We start from the raw sequence: 16,621 nt of genomic DNA, 5'->3' as shown, positions 1-16,621 counted from the left end.
CCGAAATTTGCAATAATGAATCCTTGTCTGACTTTCACTTTGGCGAGCGGAGACAAAAATAGTTTTGGCTCTGGAATGGAAACTTTAAAAGCTATAAAAGAACTTTCGATAAAATATCCCGAGTCTTCAATAAGTTTGGGAGTTTCAAATATTTCTTTCGGATTAAAAGAAGAGGCAAGAAAAATTCTTAATTCCGTTTTTTTATACGAAGCGATAAATCATGGACTCACGATGGCAATAATAAATGTAGCTCAAATTCTTCCTCTCTCAAAAATTGCGGATAAAGAAATTGAACTTGCAAGAGAGCTAATTTATAATAAAACTAATACGAAAGAACCGCTCATAAATTATATAAATCATTTTTCGGACAAAAAAGAAAATAAGAATATTAATATAAATATAAAAAAGCCGATTAGAGAAGCGATAAAAGACGCTATGGTTGACGGAGAATGGAAAGATATGCAAAATCTCTTAAACGAAGCCAAAGCGAATAGCGATATTTTCGGCGGAGAGAAAAAATTCGCTCAAGCCATAATTGACGAAATTCTGCTTCCAACGATGGACGACATAGGAGTGAAATTCGGAGAAGGAACGATTCAGCTTCCTTTCGTTTTGGGTTCCGCGGAGGTAATGAAAAAGAGCGTGGATTTTTTATCGGACTATTTGATGAAAACGAAACAGGAAAAAACGGCTAAAATAATTTTGGGAACGGTCGCGGGCGATGTTCATGATGTCGGAAAAAATTTAGTCGAAATAATAATTAAAAATAACGGATTTGAAACGGTTAATATCGGGACAAAAGTTCCAATCGAAAAATTTTTGGAAAGCTATTTTGAAAATAAAGCGGACTGCATAGGAATGTCGGGATTGCTCGTAAAATCAACCGAAGTAATGAAAGAGAATTTGATTTATATAAAAGAAAAAGGATTAAAAATTCCGATTCTGCTCGGAGGGGCGGCGCTTACGAGAGAGTTTGTGGAAAAAGATTGCAAAGAAGCTTATGGCGGAATGGCTAAAATATTTTACTGCAAGGACGGTTTTGAAAATATAAACGCTATTAAAGAAATTATAAAGGATAGAGATAATAAATAGATTGCCACGCCTCAAAAATGAGGCTCGCAATGACTATTAAAAGATTGTCATTGCGAGGCTGTGCCGAAGCAATCAGTAAAATTGTAAATAAAGGATTAAAAATGCAAATAAATCATAACAATCATTTACATTCTAAAAATAAACCTCCTTTTTACGGAAGCAAAGTTTTTGACTTTAATAAAGAAACCGAAAAAGAAGCTTTCTATATGATAAATAAAATCAGATTATTCAGAGCGGGATTCGGATATTCTACTAAAAATCAGGATATGGAAAAATATAACGAAATGATTAAAAATAAAGTAGAGCCGAAATACGAGGAAATGAAAAATAATATTATAGAAAATAATTTGATGGAAACGGTTATGATTTACGGATTCTACAAAACATTTACGGAAAACGATAAACTCTATATATTTGACGCCGAAGAAAATCGACTAACCGACAAAATTATAGAAGTTCCTTTGGAGAGAATGCCTAAAGAACCTTACAACTCTATAGTGGATTTTTTTGACGAACATGAAGATACGATTGGTTTTACGGTTGTGAGTTTGGGAAATAAATTTGCAAATTTTTTGAAGGGTTTATACGACAATTCGGATTATAAAGATTATTATTTTTATAACGCGATTGGAATAAATATAATCGAAAACTATGTCGACATTCTTCAAACTAATATGGATAATTTGCTTTGCCTAAAAAATAACGGGAAAAGAAGTCATGTCGGATGCAGATATTCGTTCGGTTATAAGGCTTTGACTAATATGTTTGGAAATAGAATAATTTTCGATAGATTGAAGCCAGAAAGATTTGGAATTACTTTAACGGAAAGTTATATGATGGAGCCAGAGCTTTCAACTTGCGCTATAGTTTCTTTTTGCGAAGACGCTTATTATTTTACTAATTAATTTATTTTATATGTTGATTAAAAAGGATTTATCATGTCGGAAATTATCAAAAATTATCTTAATTCTATAAAAGATATGAGCGAAAAAGACAAAGAGCATACGCATCGCTCGGCTTTACAAATTTTATTAAACGAAATTAAAGACGCTACGGGAAATGGGGCGATTAAAATAGTCCATGAACCGAATAACGATAAAGAGGGTAGGGGAGCGCCAGATTTTCGTTTTGAAATAAATTCTTTAATCGTAGGTTATATTGAAAATAAAAGAGTAAACGCTAATTTGGAAGAGGTTATTAAAAGCGAACAGATTAAAAAATATTTGGAATTAAGCGACAATATTATAATTACCGATTATTTAAGATTTATAAGAATAGATAAAAACGGAAATATAACTTCGGAGGTGAGATTATGTGAGTTGAGCGAATTGAAGAATGGGCGTAAGCCTAAAAAATTAAATTTGGAAGAGAAAGCAAATAAACTTTTTGAAATTTTTAAATTATTTTTGTCTCATAAACCGAAACCTATAAACAGCGCTAAAGAATTTGCAAACGCTTTGGCAGAAAGAACTAAATTATTAAAAAACAGTTTGCTTGAAATGGAAAATAACGAAAGAGTAAAAGCTTTATACGACACTTTTAAGAATACTATTTACTCAAAAATAGATTATGCCGATTTCTGCGACAACTTCGCTCAAACTTTAACTTACAGTTTATTTTTGGCAAAGTTAAACGCTGACGGAGAAAAAATAAATTTGTATAATTTAACAGAATATATACCAAAATCTTTTCCGCTTATTAGAGCTATGAGTAATTTTTTGAAAAATTTGAAAGAAGGCAACGATGAAAAATTAAAAACTATAGATTGGCTTTTAATAGAAATAGTAAATATAAATAATAATATAGACGAAAAATTGATAATCGAAGAGTTAAATAAATTTTCTTTGGATAAAAATTTAAAACTTATCATGAATAAAGACCCTTACATGCATTTTTACGAAACTTTTTTGTCTTATTATAACCCCGAGCTTCGAGAAAAAAGAGGGGTTTATTATACGCCGCAAAGCGTGGTTAATTTTATAATTAATTCTATCGATTTGGTTTTGAAGAAAGATTTTAATAAATATAAAGGTTTTGGAGAAGCGTTAAATCAAGGCGATTCGATAACGCTTTTGGATTTTGCAGCTGGAACGGGAACATTTTTACTCGACTCTTTTAGAAAGGCTTTAAGTTATTACGATAAAAATTCGGCGAAATATAAACCGAAAGAACTTATAAATAAATTCTACGGTTTCGAGTTTATGATTGCTCCATACACAATCGCTCATTTGAAATTATCTCAAACATTGAAAGAAGAATTCGATTATAATTTATCGGACGATGAAAGATTAAATATATTTTTAACCAACACTTTGGAAACGATAAATATTGAAGAAGAAAAGGGAAAATTTTCAATATTAGTCGATTTGATAAAGGAAACGGAACTCGCCCAAGAAACTAAAGATAAAAATATTTTGATAATTACGGGAAATCCTCCATACAGCGGAGCGAGCGCAAATAAAGGAATATTCGAAGAGGAAATTAGAAGCGAATATAAAGATAGTTTGGAAAAAGAACCTTTGGCGATAGTGAGAAACGGAAAAATTGAAAAAGAAAAAAATCCCAAATGGCTTTTGGACGATTATGTCAAGTTTATAAGATTTGCCGAAATGAAATTGAATAAACAGACGGAAGGCGGAATATTCGGCTTTATTTCAAATAATTCTTTTTTGGATAATCCGACTTTTCGCGGAATGCGACACAGTTTATTAAAGAGTTTCGATAAAATATATATTTTGGATTTGCATGGCAATGTTAGGAAAAAGGAAATCTCGCCCGATGGAAGCAAAGACGAAAATGTATTCGACATAATGCAAGGAGTTAGTATAAATATTTTTATTAAGAATTCAAATTCATCATTGCGAGGTAGCGAAACTGCCGAAGCAATCAATCAAGATATACTTGCAAAAGTTTATCATTACGATTTATTTGGAAAGAGAGAAGATAAATATAAATTCTTATTCGATAATAGTTTGAATAATATAGAATGGAAAGAATTAAAATTAGAATCGCCGTTTTTCTTATTTGTTCCGCAGGATGAAAATAAAAAAGCGGAATACGATAAAGGCTATAGCGTAAAGGATATGTTTAGAATTTCAAGCACAGGAATTTGTTCTCAAAGAGATAGCGTAGTTATTCATAAAACGAAGGAAAGCGTTAAAGAAATGATTAAAGATTTTTGCAATTTATCTAAAGAAGAAAATATTAAAAAATATAAGATTGAAAAAGACGGAAGGGATTGGCAAATTCAACTTGCAATCGATTCGGTAAAGAAATCCGAATTAAATAAAAATGGAGTAATAATACAAATAAATTATCGTCCATTTGATTTTTATTGGACTTATTATAATGAAGAAACTAAAGGATTTATGGCATATCCTCGAACCGAAGTAATGCAACACTTTTTACCGTCATTGCGAGAGCGAAGCCGAAGCAATCCAAACAAAATAGATTGCCACGCCTCTAAAGAGGCTCGCAATGACAATAATATAGGATTAGTTATTAATCGTTCAGTCGCTTTAGACAAATACCAACATGCATTTATTACTAATAAAATAACTGATTTGCATATAATGGAAACTTCAAATGCAAGCGCGTATGTTTTACCGCTTTATATTTACGATACGGCAAATGTTAGAAAAATATTGAGAGAAGAAAACGAAGAAGTCGGAGGAATGTTCGAGGATATTAAACATTTTGAAAAATCCGAACGAATAGAAAATTTTACGCCGAAGTTCAGAGAATTTATAAACGAAAAATATGGCTATATAAAACCCGAAAAAATTTTAGGTTATATTTATGCAGTTTTGTTTCATAAAGAATATAGAAAAAAATATTTCGATTTTTTGAAAATCGATTTTCCGAAAATTCCATTCGTAAAAAGCAAAGAGGATTTTTTTAAATTCGCAAAATTGGGAGAAGAACTTTACAATCTGCATTTGGGAAATTTGAAAATACAAAACGAAGTCGGAGAGCCGATGTTTAAGGACAAGCAAAATAAAAACGAGAAAATCGTAAAAGCGATTTATAACGAAAAAGATAAAAATTTATTCGTCAATGAAAGTTTATATTTTAAGAATGTGGATAAAGAGGTTTGGGAATATAAAATCGGCGGTTATCAGGTTTTGGATAAATATTTGAAGTCGCATAAAAACGAAAATATCGATTACGAGCATTTTGAAAATGTGATAAAAATTTTAGCGCGTTCGATTGAGATAGAAGCCGAGATTTCAAAATTGGGTTTATCTATGTAATTGATTTTACTTTATTTAATTTTCATTTATAATATAATAATATAAAATAATTAAGGATAACAAATGAGCTATAACGAATCAAATAATAATGAAATATCGGATAGAAGTTGGATTGCGACTTTACTTCTTGCTATATTTTTGCCCGTTCACAGATTTTATGTCGGAAAAATAGGGACGGGAATTTTATTTTGGCTTACGGCTGGTGGTTTCGGCATTTGGTATATAGTCGATATTGTTATGATTTTACTTGATATGTTTACCGACAAACAGGGCAGAAAATTAAGAAAATAAAATACTTGAAAATTTATTATATTTTGTTATATTAAGTATAGAAGATTTAATATTAATAGAGTTTATTATGAAAAATATAAAAAATACATTTATAATATTTATATCGTTATTGTTAGTTGTCAGTTGCGCTCAAAAAATTACTTATCCGACATCTATTAAAGACTCTAAAACAAACGTTACCGAAATAAATACTAATTATAAGCGCATTTCCACAAACGATGCAAATTATGTGCGGAAAATGGAAGAATTATATCCCGCTTGGAATGTTAAATTAAGTTGGTTTAATCCCAAAGACGCAAAAATAACTATAGCCGAAAAAAGAAATATGCTCAGAAAATTATCTTTAGTCAAGTTTATGATAAATACGCCCGAATTTGAAGAGAAAGTTTTAGCGACTACCATGTATTCCGCGGTAAACACGAACGGTCCTAACGGAAATATAAAAGTAGGTTCTAAACTCGACAGTAAGAGAATTATGACGGTTTTGAAAAATAGAAATTACAGCGTGGCTATAAGAAAACAGAAAATGTCGGGAGTCGCCGCTTTGGGAGTTTTAGGAAAATCTTTATACTGTTTGGCGGATAATGTTTCGCAAGACACTTTATGGATAGCTTTTCCATCCGTGGAGAATTGGGTAAACGGCGGTTATTTATTAGAACCTTATTTATCGGCTATAGTATTTCATGAAATATTGCATAATACGGGCTTTAGTCATAGCGGCAATTATGGAGCTATATATCCTTTACAAAATATTTATAAATCTTTATACAATGATAAAAAATGGAAAGAGAAATATAAAGAGAGATTGGAAGATTTTCAATATTATTATGAAATTAAATATTCGGAAGTTTTACAAAAAGATAGTATAAAATAGGTTTATTTTTGAATATTATAATTCTTAAATATTAGCCTCTGGAATCTGATTATTCTTCAACCTATCGATGAAATTCCTTAATTCGTTTTTTGAAGTAGGTTTTTTGCCGAATTTTCCTCTCTCTATGATTCTTTTTGTTCCGAGTCCGACAATCGTTTGAATATCCAAAATAAAGCTAACCGTTCCGTCTCCCAAAATCGTAGCGCCAGATATTCCTTCCACTTTCGTTATTCTATCTTTGAGAGTTTTTATAACTATATCCTGTTCGCCAATCAAATTATTTACAAGCAAAGCGACTTTTTTCTCTTCTGACGCTAAAATTACCGCATAATACGATTTTATATTATTTTCGTATCTTGCGGGAAGTTTGAATAATTCTTTGACGCTCAAAACATTTATAACATCTTCTCTTATTTTTATTACTTCCGTTCCTTCCAAATTTTGAATATCGCTAACATTGATTTTTAGAGTTTCCGAAATGCTATTGATTGGAATCGCGTAATATTCTTTTTCGGCGTCCACAATAAGAGCTTGAATAATCGCGACTGTGAGAGGAATTCTCAAAAGGAAAGTAGAGCCTTTTCCGAGTTCCGTTTCTATTCCGACAGTTCCGTTAATTTTATCCAAACTTTTTTTTACGACATCCATTCCGACTCCTCGTCCCGAAAGATTTGTAACTTTTGTAGCCGTTGAAAATCCCGGAGCGAATATATATTCGAGCATTTGTCTTTCGGTTAATTTTGCATCCGCCGATACGAGTCCTTTTTTAACGGCGCTTTCAAATATTTTTTGCGGAGACATTCCCTTTCCATCGTCCGATATTTTTATTACGATTAAGTTTCCGTTATGAGACGCGTTCAAAGATATTATTCCTTCTCTCGGTTTTCCCGCGCGAATTCTCTCTTCCGGCATTTCGATTCCATGGTCCATAGCGTTTCTCACTATATGAATCAAAGGGTCCACCAAAACCTCTATAACCGATTTGTCAAGTTCCGTTTCTTCTCCCGACATTTCAAGTTTGACTTCTTTTCCTAAATCTCGAGATAAATCTCTTATCAAACGAGGAAATCTATTGAAAGTTTGAGCGATTGGAAGCATTCTTATTTTCATTACCGTTTCTTGCAAGTCGTTTGTGACTCTCGTAAGAAGCTGATAGGAAGTTCTAAATTTATCTAAAGTATCTTTAAAATTTTCTTCCATTTTCGCCATATCGTTTAGTTTTTCGTTGAAGCCGTCAATATAAGTGTTTCTCAAATCTTTAATTTCTTTTTTGCTCGCGTAATATTCCAATTTTCTTAATATTTGAATAACGCTGTCTTTATAATATTTTCTAATGTCGTTTATGCCGTTTCCTATAACTTTGCTGTAAGCCGTCAAATCGTCATCGTATTGCTCGTAAGAACTTTTATTTGTTACAAGCTCGCCGACTTGATTCATCATATCGTCAATTCTGTCGCTTTCCACTCTTAAAAAAGAACTTTGTCTTTCATGTTTTAAGTCTTTTTCGCTTTTCGATTGATTCGATTTTGTCGCTTGCGCTTCTTGAGATTTTTCAATTTCTTTATTCTTTTTATCTATCAAAAATTTTTCGTATTCTTCCAAAATAAATTCTTCGATTTTTATCTCTTCCGTTATTTCTGGCAAGGTAATGTCGTTTATTATTTTTTCGTCTTCTTCAACCGTTTCCAAAACATAAATTACATTTTGATAGAATTCGTCTCCTTCCAAATTTTGCAACGGAGGAACACTCGCTATAATATCTCCGCTGTCTTTAAGCCCCACATAAACTTGAACTCCGCCAACCGTTTTCATCGGACTTTCCGCGTTGAATTTAACGAATACTAATTTTGTTTTGACTCCGTCTTCGGCATTTTCTCTTATGGTTTCTAAAACGGAATTATCGAAATTTAAATTATCGTATTTTCCGCTCGAAGCCGAATTTGAATCGCTTGATATATTTAAACTTTCTGTGGAACTTTCGGAATTTGAAGAATTTGAAGAACCTAATTTTGAATTTTTGAAAGCCTCCAAATTTTTTATCTCTTCTTCAATATTTCCCGAATATTCTTTTTCCTCGCTCGCGCTGTTTATGAGTTCTTTTAATATGTCTATTCCTTTAAGTAAAATATCTACGGTTTTATCGTCAACTTTTATTTCGTTGTTTCTTATTAAATCGAGCAAATCCTCGAATCTGTGAGCGTATTTTTGAGTGTCGAAAAGTTCCACCGCACCAGCGCTTCCTTTCAAAGTGTGAACGGCTCTAAAAATTTCCTGCACGGCGTCCGTATTATTTCTGTCTTTATCCAAAATAAGAATATTCTGTTCGAGCCTGTCGAGCATATCAAACGCTTCTTCAAAAAAATCTTTAAGAAGACTTTTTATATAATCGTCCATTTATAATCCCTTGTTCTATATAGTCTTTTTTATTTTCGGAAAAAATAATATAAATATCTACTTTATATTTGCAAAATAGAACGATTTATTATATTATATAAAAAATTAAATATCTATATGAAAAGAGGAATTAAATATGCAATTATGTATCATAGGAACGGGCTATGTAGGATTAATCACTGGAGCTTGTTTGTCGGAAATGGGAAATAATGTTATATGTGTAGATAATGACGAAGAAAAATTAAAAAAATTAAAAAACGGAATCACGCCTTTATACGAACCTGGGCTTGAAGAATTAATACTTTCAAATGTTTCTGAAGGCAGATTGGAATTTACAAACGATTTGAATTACGCGGTAAAAAAATCCATCGCTTGTTTTATCGCGGTAGGAACTCCTTCGGGCGATGACGGACATTGCGATTTGAGTTTCGTTTTGTCGGTTGCAAACGATATTGGAAAGGCAATGAACGAAGAGAATAATTATAAAGTTATAGTCGATAAATCCACAGTTCCAGTCGGCACTCATAAATTGGTAGAAAATGAAATTAAAAAGAATTATAAAGGAGAATTCGATGTAGTTTCAAATCCCGAATTCTTAAAACAGGGAGCGGCGGTTGACGATTTTCTAAAACCAGACAGAGTCGTTATAGGCTCTAATTCGGAAAAAGCGATTGATATAATGAGAGATATTTATAATCCTTTCACGAGGACGGGAAATCCAATCATCATTATGGATATAAAATCCGCCGAAATGACAAAATATGCCGCAAACGCTTTTCTTGCCACAAAAATATCTTTCGCAAACGAAATGGCGAATATATGCGAAAAAGTCGGAGCGAACGCGGATTTGGTGAGAATCGGAATGTCGAGCGATAAAAGAATAGGAAGCCAATTTTTATTTCATGGTTTGGGATACGGAGGAAGTTGTTTTCCAAAAGATGTTCAGGCATTGATTAAAACCGCTTCGGATTTTGGAATCGATTCGGATTTACTTAAAGCGACTCATAAAGTTAATGTAAATCAAAGAAAAGTTTTTGTGGATAAAATTTTGAAACATTATAATAACGATATAAAAAATAAAACTTTCGCGGTATGGGGACTTTCTTTTAAACCGAGAACTAACGATATGAGAGAATCTCCCGCGATAACTATCGTCAATGCGCTTTTGGAGAAAGGCGCTAAAATAAAAGCTTACGACCCTAAAGCTATGGAAACTGCAAAAACTATTTTTGGAGATAAAATCATTTACTCTTCAAATTCTTACGATGTTTTGGATAACGCGGACGCTTTGATTTTGATAACGGAATGGAACGAATTCAAAAGACCGAGTTTCGATAAAATAAAAAGCAAACTTAAAGAGCCGATTATATTTGACGGAAGAAATCAATACGATAAAAAGAGAATGAGCGAAAGAGGAATAAAATATATTTCTTTAGGTGTTGCCGATTAATTGCAGAATAATTAAAGAGGAAACAATGGCTAAAAAAATAATCAAACAAACCGTAAAAAAATCTAATTCAAACGGTAGGAAAGATTTTGCCAAACAAATAATAGAATCCTGCTTAAAAATGAAAGCGGACGGAGTAAATCAAGGAACTGCGGGAAATATAAGCGTCAGGTATAAAGACGGAATGCTTATAACTCCTTCGGGAATGCCTTACGAGATTATGAAATTAGACGATATAGTTTTTGTAGATTCAAACGGAGAGCCTGAAAAAAATAAAATTCCTTCGAGCGAATGGAGATTTCATTTATCGATTTTAAAAGACAATCCTAACTTCAATGCGGTAATACATAATCATGCCGTTTATTCTTCGATGGTTTCGATACTAAATATAGATTATATACCCGCTATACATTATATGGTTGGAGTTGCGGGTGGAAATAAAATTCCTTGCGCAAAATATGCGACTTACGGAACGCAAGAATTATGCGATAATATTTCGGTTGCTATGAAAGGTTATAAAGCCTGCATATTGAATAATCATGGTTTGGTTGCGGCGGACGAGAATCTTCAAAAGGCTTATCATGTGATGATGGAAGTTGAAAATTTAGCGAGATTGTATATTGGCGTTAGAACTATAGGCGATTTTTCAATTTTGCCCGACAGCGAAATGGAAATAGTTTTGGAAAAATTTAAAAACTACGGTTTGAATGTAAAACATAAAAGCAAATAATAAAATATCATTGATTTTAATTATTTCTATAATATAATAACAATTAACTTTTTATTTTGGAATTTTTATGAGAGTGTTGATTTACGAATCGGATTTAAAAATCAGAGATAGTATGATGTCAATATTGATTATGGCTGGTTTTGATGTTGTCGCTTTGAAAGATAAAAATAAAATTTTGAATACGCTCGGGAAAAGACCTTTCAATATAGCGATTATCGATGTTTTGGAAGACGATGAAGAAATAATCAATATAACTAAAAATATATGTTCGGACGATAGATATAATACGGTTCATACAATTGTTCATACGGGAGAGGCAAGCAAAGAGTTTATGACAAATATGCTCGAAGCGGGGGCAATCGGTTTTTTACTCAAGCCTTTTAACGAAAAAGATTTTTTGGCAAGATTCAATAAAATATTGGAAAAAGCGAAGTTGACTCCTAAAAAATTAAAATATATGACTACCAATAATTTTGATAATTCCGATTTGGTTTTTAGAGACGATAAAAATAACAGAATTCTCCATGCCACGATGACGGAATTATCTGCGGTTTCGTTAAAATTTATTCCAATCGACATCGATTTAAATTTAAGCGGAGTGATTGACAACGCTTCAATATATATAGGACCATACACTTTAAATTTATCAATAAGCATCGCTGGAAAAAATGAAAACGAATATACGGGAAATTTCAAATATATTTCTTTATTCGACTTGAAATTAATTTGCAAACTTGTTCATGATAAAAATTTAGAAAAACTATAAATTAAATATTTTTTATTCTTAAAATAATTCTCAATATTTATCTTAATTTATTTTCAATTTTTATAAAACAAAATTATTAAAGTTTAAAAACGCTAATACGATAATATATATAGTTGATTGGACTACCCCCCAATAACTATATTTGTAATAAGCCGCTTTCTTCATCCCAAAAAGCGGTTTATTTTTTATTCTTTATTTTTCAAAATTTCGTTTATTTTATTCAATTTATTTTTATTCATACTTTTGATTTTAATATTCTCGTTTTTCTCTTCGTTAAAATATTTTGGCATCGATTTATTATTTTCTATAAATAAAGTTTTTATTTTTTTAGATTTTGTTTTTATATAATATTCTATTCTTAAAGCAAGTTTTTTGTCTTTTACTTCCCAAACCGACAAATATTTTAAAGGTTTATATAGTTTAGTATAACGCGCTCCTTTTCCTTTTTTATGATTATCAAATCTTTTTATCAAATCGTTTGTAATTCCCGTGTAAAAAGAATCGTTTTCGCATAGAATTATATAAATATAATAATTATTCATTTTTTAAGTCTTTAATAATCGTATCAATATCAATATAAATATCGTTATTATATTTTTCAAATAAAGCGCAAATATTTTTATAATCTTCCATCGTGTCTACCGTTGTTCTTAATTCTGGCATGGCAAATTCTTCGATTATTTTCGGATTTTCAATTTTAAATTTGTCCGAGTTTCTATAATGAAATTGTGTAATATGTTCATGCTCGAAATAATCGTTAGAATTATCGTTCGCATATTTCAAAGCTTCGTAATTTATAACCTCGACTCCGCTCCCGTAAGGAAGCGCATCGTAATGACTCAAATCGGCGTTATTTTTTATATGATAATCGACAATCATATCCAAAGCTTTTACGCTCACAAGAGGATTATCTCCCGTAGCTCTCACTATAATGTCTCCGTTAAATTTTTCGGCAGCTTTCGTATATCTGTCTAAAACATCGTTTTCGCTTCCGATAAAATATCGGCATTCAAGTTTTTCAAAAATATTTTTAAATGAATTATAAGATTTTTCTTCGGTTGCCACAATAATATCATGCGCTTTTTTAGAACTTCTCAATCTTCTTATGATAAGCTCGAGCATAGAATCGCAATTTGCCATTGGTTTTAACGCTTTTTTAGGAAGTCTTGTAGAACCGATTCTTGATGCAAGGATAATAATAATTTTTTTCATTTTAAAAACCTTTTAAAAATATTTTTTATATTTTTATATTTAAGAATTAATAAATGCAAATATATTTTTATTTTTTCTATTGTCTTTATTTTCTTCTTTCTTTCCTATTAACGCAATTAAATTATTTTCTTTATCGGTTAAAACCAAATATTTATTACTAATTTCAAAATTTTCAATCGTTTTTGTATTACCGCAAAGAATTTGTTTTATAATATTTTCATTTTCTATAATTTTTTTATCGACATTTTCAAACATTTCAAAAAAAGACAATATATTTTTATTTGAAATATCATTTAAATTTTGGGTTTTATCTATAGTAAAATTTCCAATAGCCGTTCGGCGCAATTCTTTCGTATAGGCAAAATTTCCCGTTATCTCGCCAATATCTCTTATAATCGCTCTTATATAAGTTCCCTTGCTAACAGAAGTTTTTATTTTAAAAAATGGAAAATCGTATTCCAATAATTCTATATCGTTTATTCGGACATTGACGTTTTTAATTTCAAAATCTATATTTTCTCTCGCCATATTGTAGGCTCGCCGTCCGTTGATTCTTTTTGCGCTGTAAATCGGCGGTTTTTGAATTATATTTCCATAAAAATTTTTCTTAATAATATTTTCAAGTTCAACAAAACTCAAAATATTTTTTTTATCCGAAACTTTTAAAATATTTCCGTTAATATCGTCCGTATCTCTGCTTTCTCCAAAAACTCCAACCGCTATATATTCTTTCGGCATATCGTCAAATAAAAAAAATAATTTTGTATATCTGCCCAAAGCCAAAATTAAAACTCCTTCGGCAAATGGGTCCAAAGTTCCTACATGTCCAATTTTCTTTTCTCTTAAAATTCTCCTTATTTTTTTTATAGCGTCAAAAGAAGTTATGCCCGCTGGTTTATTTACGATTAAAAATCCTTTCATTTGTTGTATATATTAGCCTTTTTTATTTAATTATTAATTATTTGAAGAGTATTAAAATATATATTTAGAATATTATTGCATAAATTTGCAATATCCTTAAAATTATCTTCGTCAATATCTATTCCTATCGAATCTCCTAAATTATTTATAACATTTATATTATGCCTTATAGCTTCGAATCTCGCTTGATTAAGTTTAAGCAAATAAATATTGCTTTTATCGAATTCGTCAATCGTATTTTCTATAGCCGAATTAAGCAAATTATAAATCGTTGTAAATTTTTCTTTTTCATCGGCAGTTATAAAAACATTTCCAACAGAATAAACTTTTGAAGATTCTCCGAGTCTATAACTTAATTTATAAATCGCGTTCAAATTATCGAAAAACCAATTTACATTATTTCTCTTTCTCAAATCCGACAAAACATATTTAATATCATGAAATATCAAATAACCCGCGCTTTCGTCCTCTCCGCTTACGATATAATAGTGAGAGCTAATAAGTATGTCGCGCAAAGTGTCGAAATCCGTTTTCCATTGCGGGTCTTCTTCGTTTATATTGTAATATTTTCTTCTAAAACCGTTCCAATCTACCATAAATCTTTCAATGCTCGATTTTATATTTTGATTGTTTCTAATGTCGAGCAAAGTTTTGATATAAGATTTATCCAAATAAGCCATATCTTCGAGTAAATTATCTTCTTCTTTTTTGCATGAATAAATAAAAAAAGAAATTAAAAGCGCTGGAAATAAAATTACGGTTGCTTTAATATTCAATTATATCTCCGTTTATTTATTATTGATTATTTTACGAAACGATATATTATAAATAAATTATGAAAAAAAACAAGTTATATTTTATTTTCGTTATTTTTACCGCTTTAATAATTTTATTAAATATTTTTTCTTGCAAAAATAATAATTTAGAAAAAGGAATTTTATATTCAAAATCTTATAGCGATTTAAGTTTTGAAGCGAGCAAAGAAAAAGCCATAAACGAAATATATTTTTATATTGCAAATCAAACTGCGAATTTAATAAACAGAGAAGATTATAATATAGTCGCATTCGCATTAAAAGAAGATAATTTAATCGATTTTGAAAAAGACGCTATTATAAAAGAATATAAAAAGGACGATAATTTTTTTACAGAAATAAAAATTGAAGATAAAAAATTATATCAAAAAGTTATTCAAAGTTTGGAAAAAATGAAAAGAGAAGGACAAATTGGCGCAACCGTTAGAGCAAACGCTTCAATTGAAATTTCCGAAACGGCAAGATTAAACGCTTATACGAGACAAACTTTAACTCAAAACGCATTAAGAAGAGCATACGAATCTTTATATAAAATATTGATTGAAAGCGGAATTGAAGCAAACAAATCGGCGGAATTAACAAACAAAGCTTATATAATCGAAGAAAGTTATAGCTCAAACGATTATAATGTGGTAATCGAAACCGAAATAGAAAATTAATTTTTTTAAAATAAATTTATTAATCAAAAAATAAAATTATAATAAATTTATCGGCAGTTCCAAAACTCTAACCGCATTTTCCAAAGCCGTTCTCATAATATCTTCTTTGCTTTCTTTTCTAACTTCCGACAAAACTTCTACGATATATGGAATAAACGAAGGTTCGTTCGCTCGCCCTCTCAATTTTTGCGGAGTCAAATAAGGAGAATCCGTTTCAATCGTAAACATATCTTTTGGAACATATTTTGCGGCTTCTCTGATAAAATCGTTTTTAAGATAAGTTACCGCTCCCGAAAAGGAAACGGTATAGCCCAAATCTAAAGCGTTTTTAGCCTCTTCGACATTTCCGCTGAAACAATGGAATAATCCTCTTCTTGGAATATCCGCTTCTTTCAATATTTGAAATGTGTCTTTGAAAGCGTCTCTGCTATGAATCAAAATCGGCAAGTCTACTCTTTTTGCAACCTCGCATAAACTATTAAAAAATTCTCTCTGCTCTTTTTTATTTTCCGAATTATGATAATAATCGAGTCCAATCTCTCCTACAGCGTAAACGGATTTTTTCTTTAATTTATTTTTATTCAAAGTTTTTATTTTTAATTCAAAAGCTTTTATAGTATGTTCGTCATTTTCGCCCGAATAATCGGGATAATAACCGATGCTTAAAAAAACTCCTTCGGCTTCGGATAATATAAACATTCTTTCGTCTATATCGTTTGGATGAACTCCAATATCGAGGAAATATAATATTCCCGCTTTATTCGCTCTTTCTAAAACTTCTTTTAATTCTTTGCTCTTTTTTGATATTAATGTAAGATGGCAATGGCTGTCTATCATAATCGCTCCAATTATTCTTTTAAATTATCGCCCGAAAGAACATGAAAATGAACATGGAAAACGGATTGCCCCGCTCCTTTTCCGCAGTTATTTATTATTCTAAAAGAAGATAAATTTTGTTCTTTGGCGACTTCTTTTATAGTTTCAAAAACTTTATTCGTATAAAATTCGTCCGTTTCCATAATATCTTTAAAATGTTTTTTGGGAACGACTAATAAATGGACTTTCGCCTTCGGATTCAAATCGGCAAAAACCACGCAATATTCGTTTTCTTTTATAAATTTGGTAGGAATTTCTTCTTTAATTATCTTACAAAAAATGCAATCTTTA

At 30.7% G+C, this 16,621-nt stretch carries 16 protein-coding genes; 9 read left to right on the top strand and 7 right to left on the bottom strand.

The window, feature by feature from the left end:
• From EZH24_RS00945 to EZH24_RS00925, 5 genes are all read left to right on the top strand, one after another.
• Window positions 1–1,092 (top strand): cobalamin-dependent protein (locus tag EZH24_RS00945; protein ID WP_170310818.1); only part of this gene is annotated, 1,092 nt, incomplete at its 5' end.
• Between the two features lie 29 nt (window positions 1,093–1,121).
• A complete protein-coding gene (locus EZH24_RS00940; RefSeq protein WP_236847026.1) occupies window positions 1,122–1,997 on the top strand; it encodes a vitamin B12 dependent-methionine synthase activation domain-containing protein in 876 nt (291 codons plus the stop codon).
• Window positions 1,998–2,030: 33 nt separating this feature from the next.
• A complete protein-coding gene (locus tag EZH24_RS00935) occupies window positions 2,031–5,345 on the top strand; it encodes a type ISP restriction/modification enzyme (RefSeq protein WP_137997260.1) in 3,315 nt (1,104 codons plus the stop codon).
• A 63-nt stretch (window positions 5,346–5,408) separates the two neighbouring features.
• Entirely contained in the window at window positions 5,409–5,636 is a 228-nt protein-coding gene (locus tag EZH24_RS00930; protein ID WP_137997259.1) for a TM2 domain-containing protein, read from the top strand.
• Between the two features lie 67 nt (window positions 5,637–5,703).
• Entirely contained in the window at window positions 5,704–6,510 is an 807-nt protein-coding gene (locus EZH24_RS00925) for a hypothetical protein (RefSeq protein ID WP_137997258.1), read from the top strand.
• A gap of 24 nt (window positions 6,511–6,534) precedes the next feature.
• Here the strand turns inward: EZH24_RS00925 and EZH24_RS00920 are convergent, their stop codons facing one another.
• Window positions 6,535–8,904: a chemotaxis protein CheA gene (locus EZH24_RS00920; protein ID WP_137997257.1), complete on the bottom strand. Its 2,370-nt coding sequence runs from the start codon at window positions 8,902–8,904 to the stop codon at window positions 6,535–6,537.
• 136 nt (window positions 8,905–9,040) lie between these two features.
• On the opposite strand from EZH24_RS00920, the gene EZH24_RS00915 reads away from it, so the two are divergent.
• The 3 genes from EZH24_RS00915 (at window position 9,041) to EZH24_RS00905 (ending at window position 11,847) form a co-directional block, all read left to right on the top strand.
• Entirely contained in the window at window positions 9,041–10,354 is a 1,314-nt protein-coding gene (locus tag EZH24_RS00915; protein ID WP_137997256.1) for a UDP-glucose dehydrogenase family protein, read from the top strand.
• Between the two features lie 25 nt (window positions 10,355–10,379).
• A complete protein-coding gene (locus EZH24_RS00910) occupies window positions 10,380–11,081 on the top strand; it encodes an L-fuculose-phosphate aldolase (protein ID WP_137997255.1) in 702 nt (233 codons plus the stop codon).
• A 67-nt stretch (window positions 11,082–11,148) separates the two neighbouring features.
• Complete coding sequence (locus EZH24_RS00905; RefSeq protein ID WP_137997254.1) at window positions 11,149–11,847, top strand: response regulator; 699 nt, start codon at window positions 11,149–11,151, stop codon at window positions 11,845–11,847.
• 185 nt (window positions 11,848–12,032) lie between these two features.
• Here EZH24_RS00905 and EZH24_RS00900 read toward each other — a convergent pair whose 3' ends face one another.
• From EZH24_RS00900 to EZH24_RS00885, 4 genes are read right to left on the bottom strand one after another with little or no spacing between them, the layout of a single operon-like run.
• Window positions 12,033–12,389: a GIY-YIG nuclease family protein gene (locus tag EZH24_RS00900; RefSeq protein ID WP_137997253.1), complete on the bottom strand. Its 357-nt coding sequence runs from the start codon at window positions 12,387–12,389 to the stop codon at window positions 12,033–12,035.
• On the bottom strand, window positions 12,382–13,059 hold the full coding sequence (locus tag EZH24_RS00895) for a cytidylyltransferase domain-containing protein (RefSeq protein ID WP_137997252.1): 678 nt from the start codon (window positions 13,057–13,059) through the stop codon (window positions 12,382–12,384). The genes EZH24_RS00900 and EZH24_RS00895 overlap by 8 nt, the downstream gene beginning before the upstream one ends.
• 39 nt (window positions 13,060–13,098) lie before the next feature.
• Window positions 13,099–13,980, bottom strand: a complete 882-nt coding sequence (gene truB, locus EZH24_RS00890) for a tRNA pseudouridine(55) synthase TruB (RefSeq protein WP_137997251.1) — start codon at window positions 13,978–13,980, stop codon at window positions 13,099–13,101.
• Between the two features lie 26 nt (window positions 13,981–14,006).
• A complete protein-coding gene (locus EZH24_RS00885) occupies window positions 14,007–14,756 on the bottom strand; it encodes a hypothetical protein (protein WP_137997250.1) in 750 nt (249 codons plus the stop codon).
• A 59-nt stretch (window positions 14,757–14,815) separates the two neighbouring features.
• Between EZH24_RS00885 and EZH24_RS00880 the strand changes: the two genes are divergently transcribed.
• The gene (locus EZH24_RS00880) at window positions 14,816–15,454 is read left to right on the top strand and encodes a hypothetical protein (protein ID WP_137997249.1); all 639 of its coding nucleotides are present in this window, start codon (window positions 14,816–14,818) and stop codon (window positions 15,452–15,454) included.
• A 36-nt stretch (window positions 15,455–15,490) separates the two neighbouring features.
• Here EZH24_RS00880 and EZH24_RS00875 read toward each other — a convergent pair whose 3' ends face one another.
• Window positions 15,491–16,291: a TatD family hydrolase gene (locus EZH24_RS00875; RefSeq protein ID WP_137997248.1), complete on the bottom strand. Its 801-nt coding sequence runs from the start codon at window positions 16,289–16,291 to the stop codon at window positions 15,491–15,493.
• 11 nt (window positions 16,292–16,302) lie between these two features.
• On the bottom strand, window positions 16,303–16,621 hold a 319-nt coding region (locus tag EZH24_RS00870; protein WP_201798546.1), incomplete at its 5' end, for an HIT domain-containing protein.

Origin of the sequence: Brachyspira catarrhinii (genome assembly GCF_005518285.1) — a bacterium.
Classification (GTDB): Bacteria; Spirochaetota; Brachyspiria; order Brachyspirales; family Brachyspiraceae; genus Brachyspira; species Brachyspira catarrhinii.
This window is presented reverse-complemented; position numbering and strand designations above follow the sequence as displayed.

What these genes read in the sequence shown, in the direction of transcription:
- truB (WP_137997251.1), bottom strand. Translation starts at nt 13,980, where the DNA reads ATGAAAGGATTTTTAATCGTAAATAAACCAGCGGGCATAACTTCTTTT.
- EZH24_RS00935 (WP_137997260.1), top strand. Translation starts at nt 2,031, where the DNA reads ATGTCGGAAATTATCAAAAATTATCTTAATTCTATAAAAGATATGAGC.
- EZH24_RS00880 (WP_137997249.1), top strand. Translation starts at nt 14,816, where the DNA reads ATGAAAAAAAACAAGTTATATTTTATTTTCGTTATTTTTACCGCTTTA.
- EZH24_RS00940 (WP_236847026.1), top strand. Translation starts at nt 1,122, where the DNA reads ATGACTATTAAAAGATTGTCATTGCGAGGCTGTGCCGAAGCAATCAGT.
- EZH24_RS00910 (WP_137997255.1), top strand. Translation starts at nt 10,380, where the DNA reads ATGGCTAAAAAAATAATCAAACAAACCGTAAAAAAATCTAATTCAAAC.
- EZH24_RS00905 (WP_137997254.1), top strand. Translation starts at nt 11,149, where the DNA reads ATGAGAGTGTTGATTTACGAATCGGATTTAAAAATCAGAGATAGTATG.
- EZH24_RS00900 (WP_137997253.1), bottom strand. Translation starts at nt 12,389, where the DNA reads ATGAATAATTATTATATTTATATAATTCTATGCGAAAACGATTCTTTT.
- EZH24_RS00930 (WP_137997259.1), top strand. Translation starts at nt 5,409, where the DNA reads ATGAGCTATAACGAATCAAATAATAATGAAATATCGGATAGAAGTTGG.
- EZH24_RS00915 (WP_137997256.1), top strand. Translation starts at nt 9,041, where the DNA reads ATGCAATTATGTATCATAGGAACGGGCTATGTAGGATTAATCACTGGA.
- EZH24_RS00875 (WP_137997248.1), bottom strand. Translation starts at nt 16,291, where the DNA reads ATGATAGACAGCCATTGCCATCTTACATTAATATCAAAAAAGAGCAAA.
- EZH24_RS00920 (WP_137997257.1), bottom strand. Translation starts at nt 8,904, where the DNA reads ATGGACGATTATATAAAAAGTCTTCTTAAAGATTTTTTTGAAGAAGCG.
- EZH24_RS00925 (WP_137997258.1), top strand. Translation starts at nt 5,704, where the DNA reads ATGAAAAATATAAAAAATACATTTATAATATTTATATCGTTATTGTTA.
- EZH24_RS00895 (WP_137997252.1), bottom strand. Translation starts at nt 13,059, where the DNA reads ATGAAAAAAATTATTATTATCCTTGCATCAAGAATCGGTTCTACAAGA.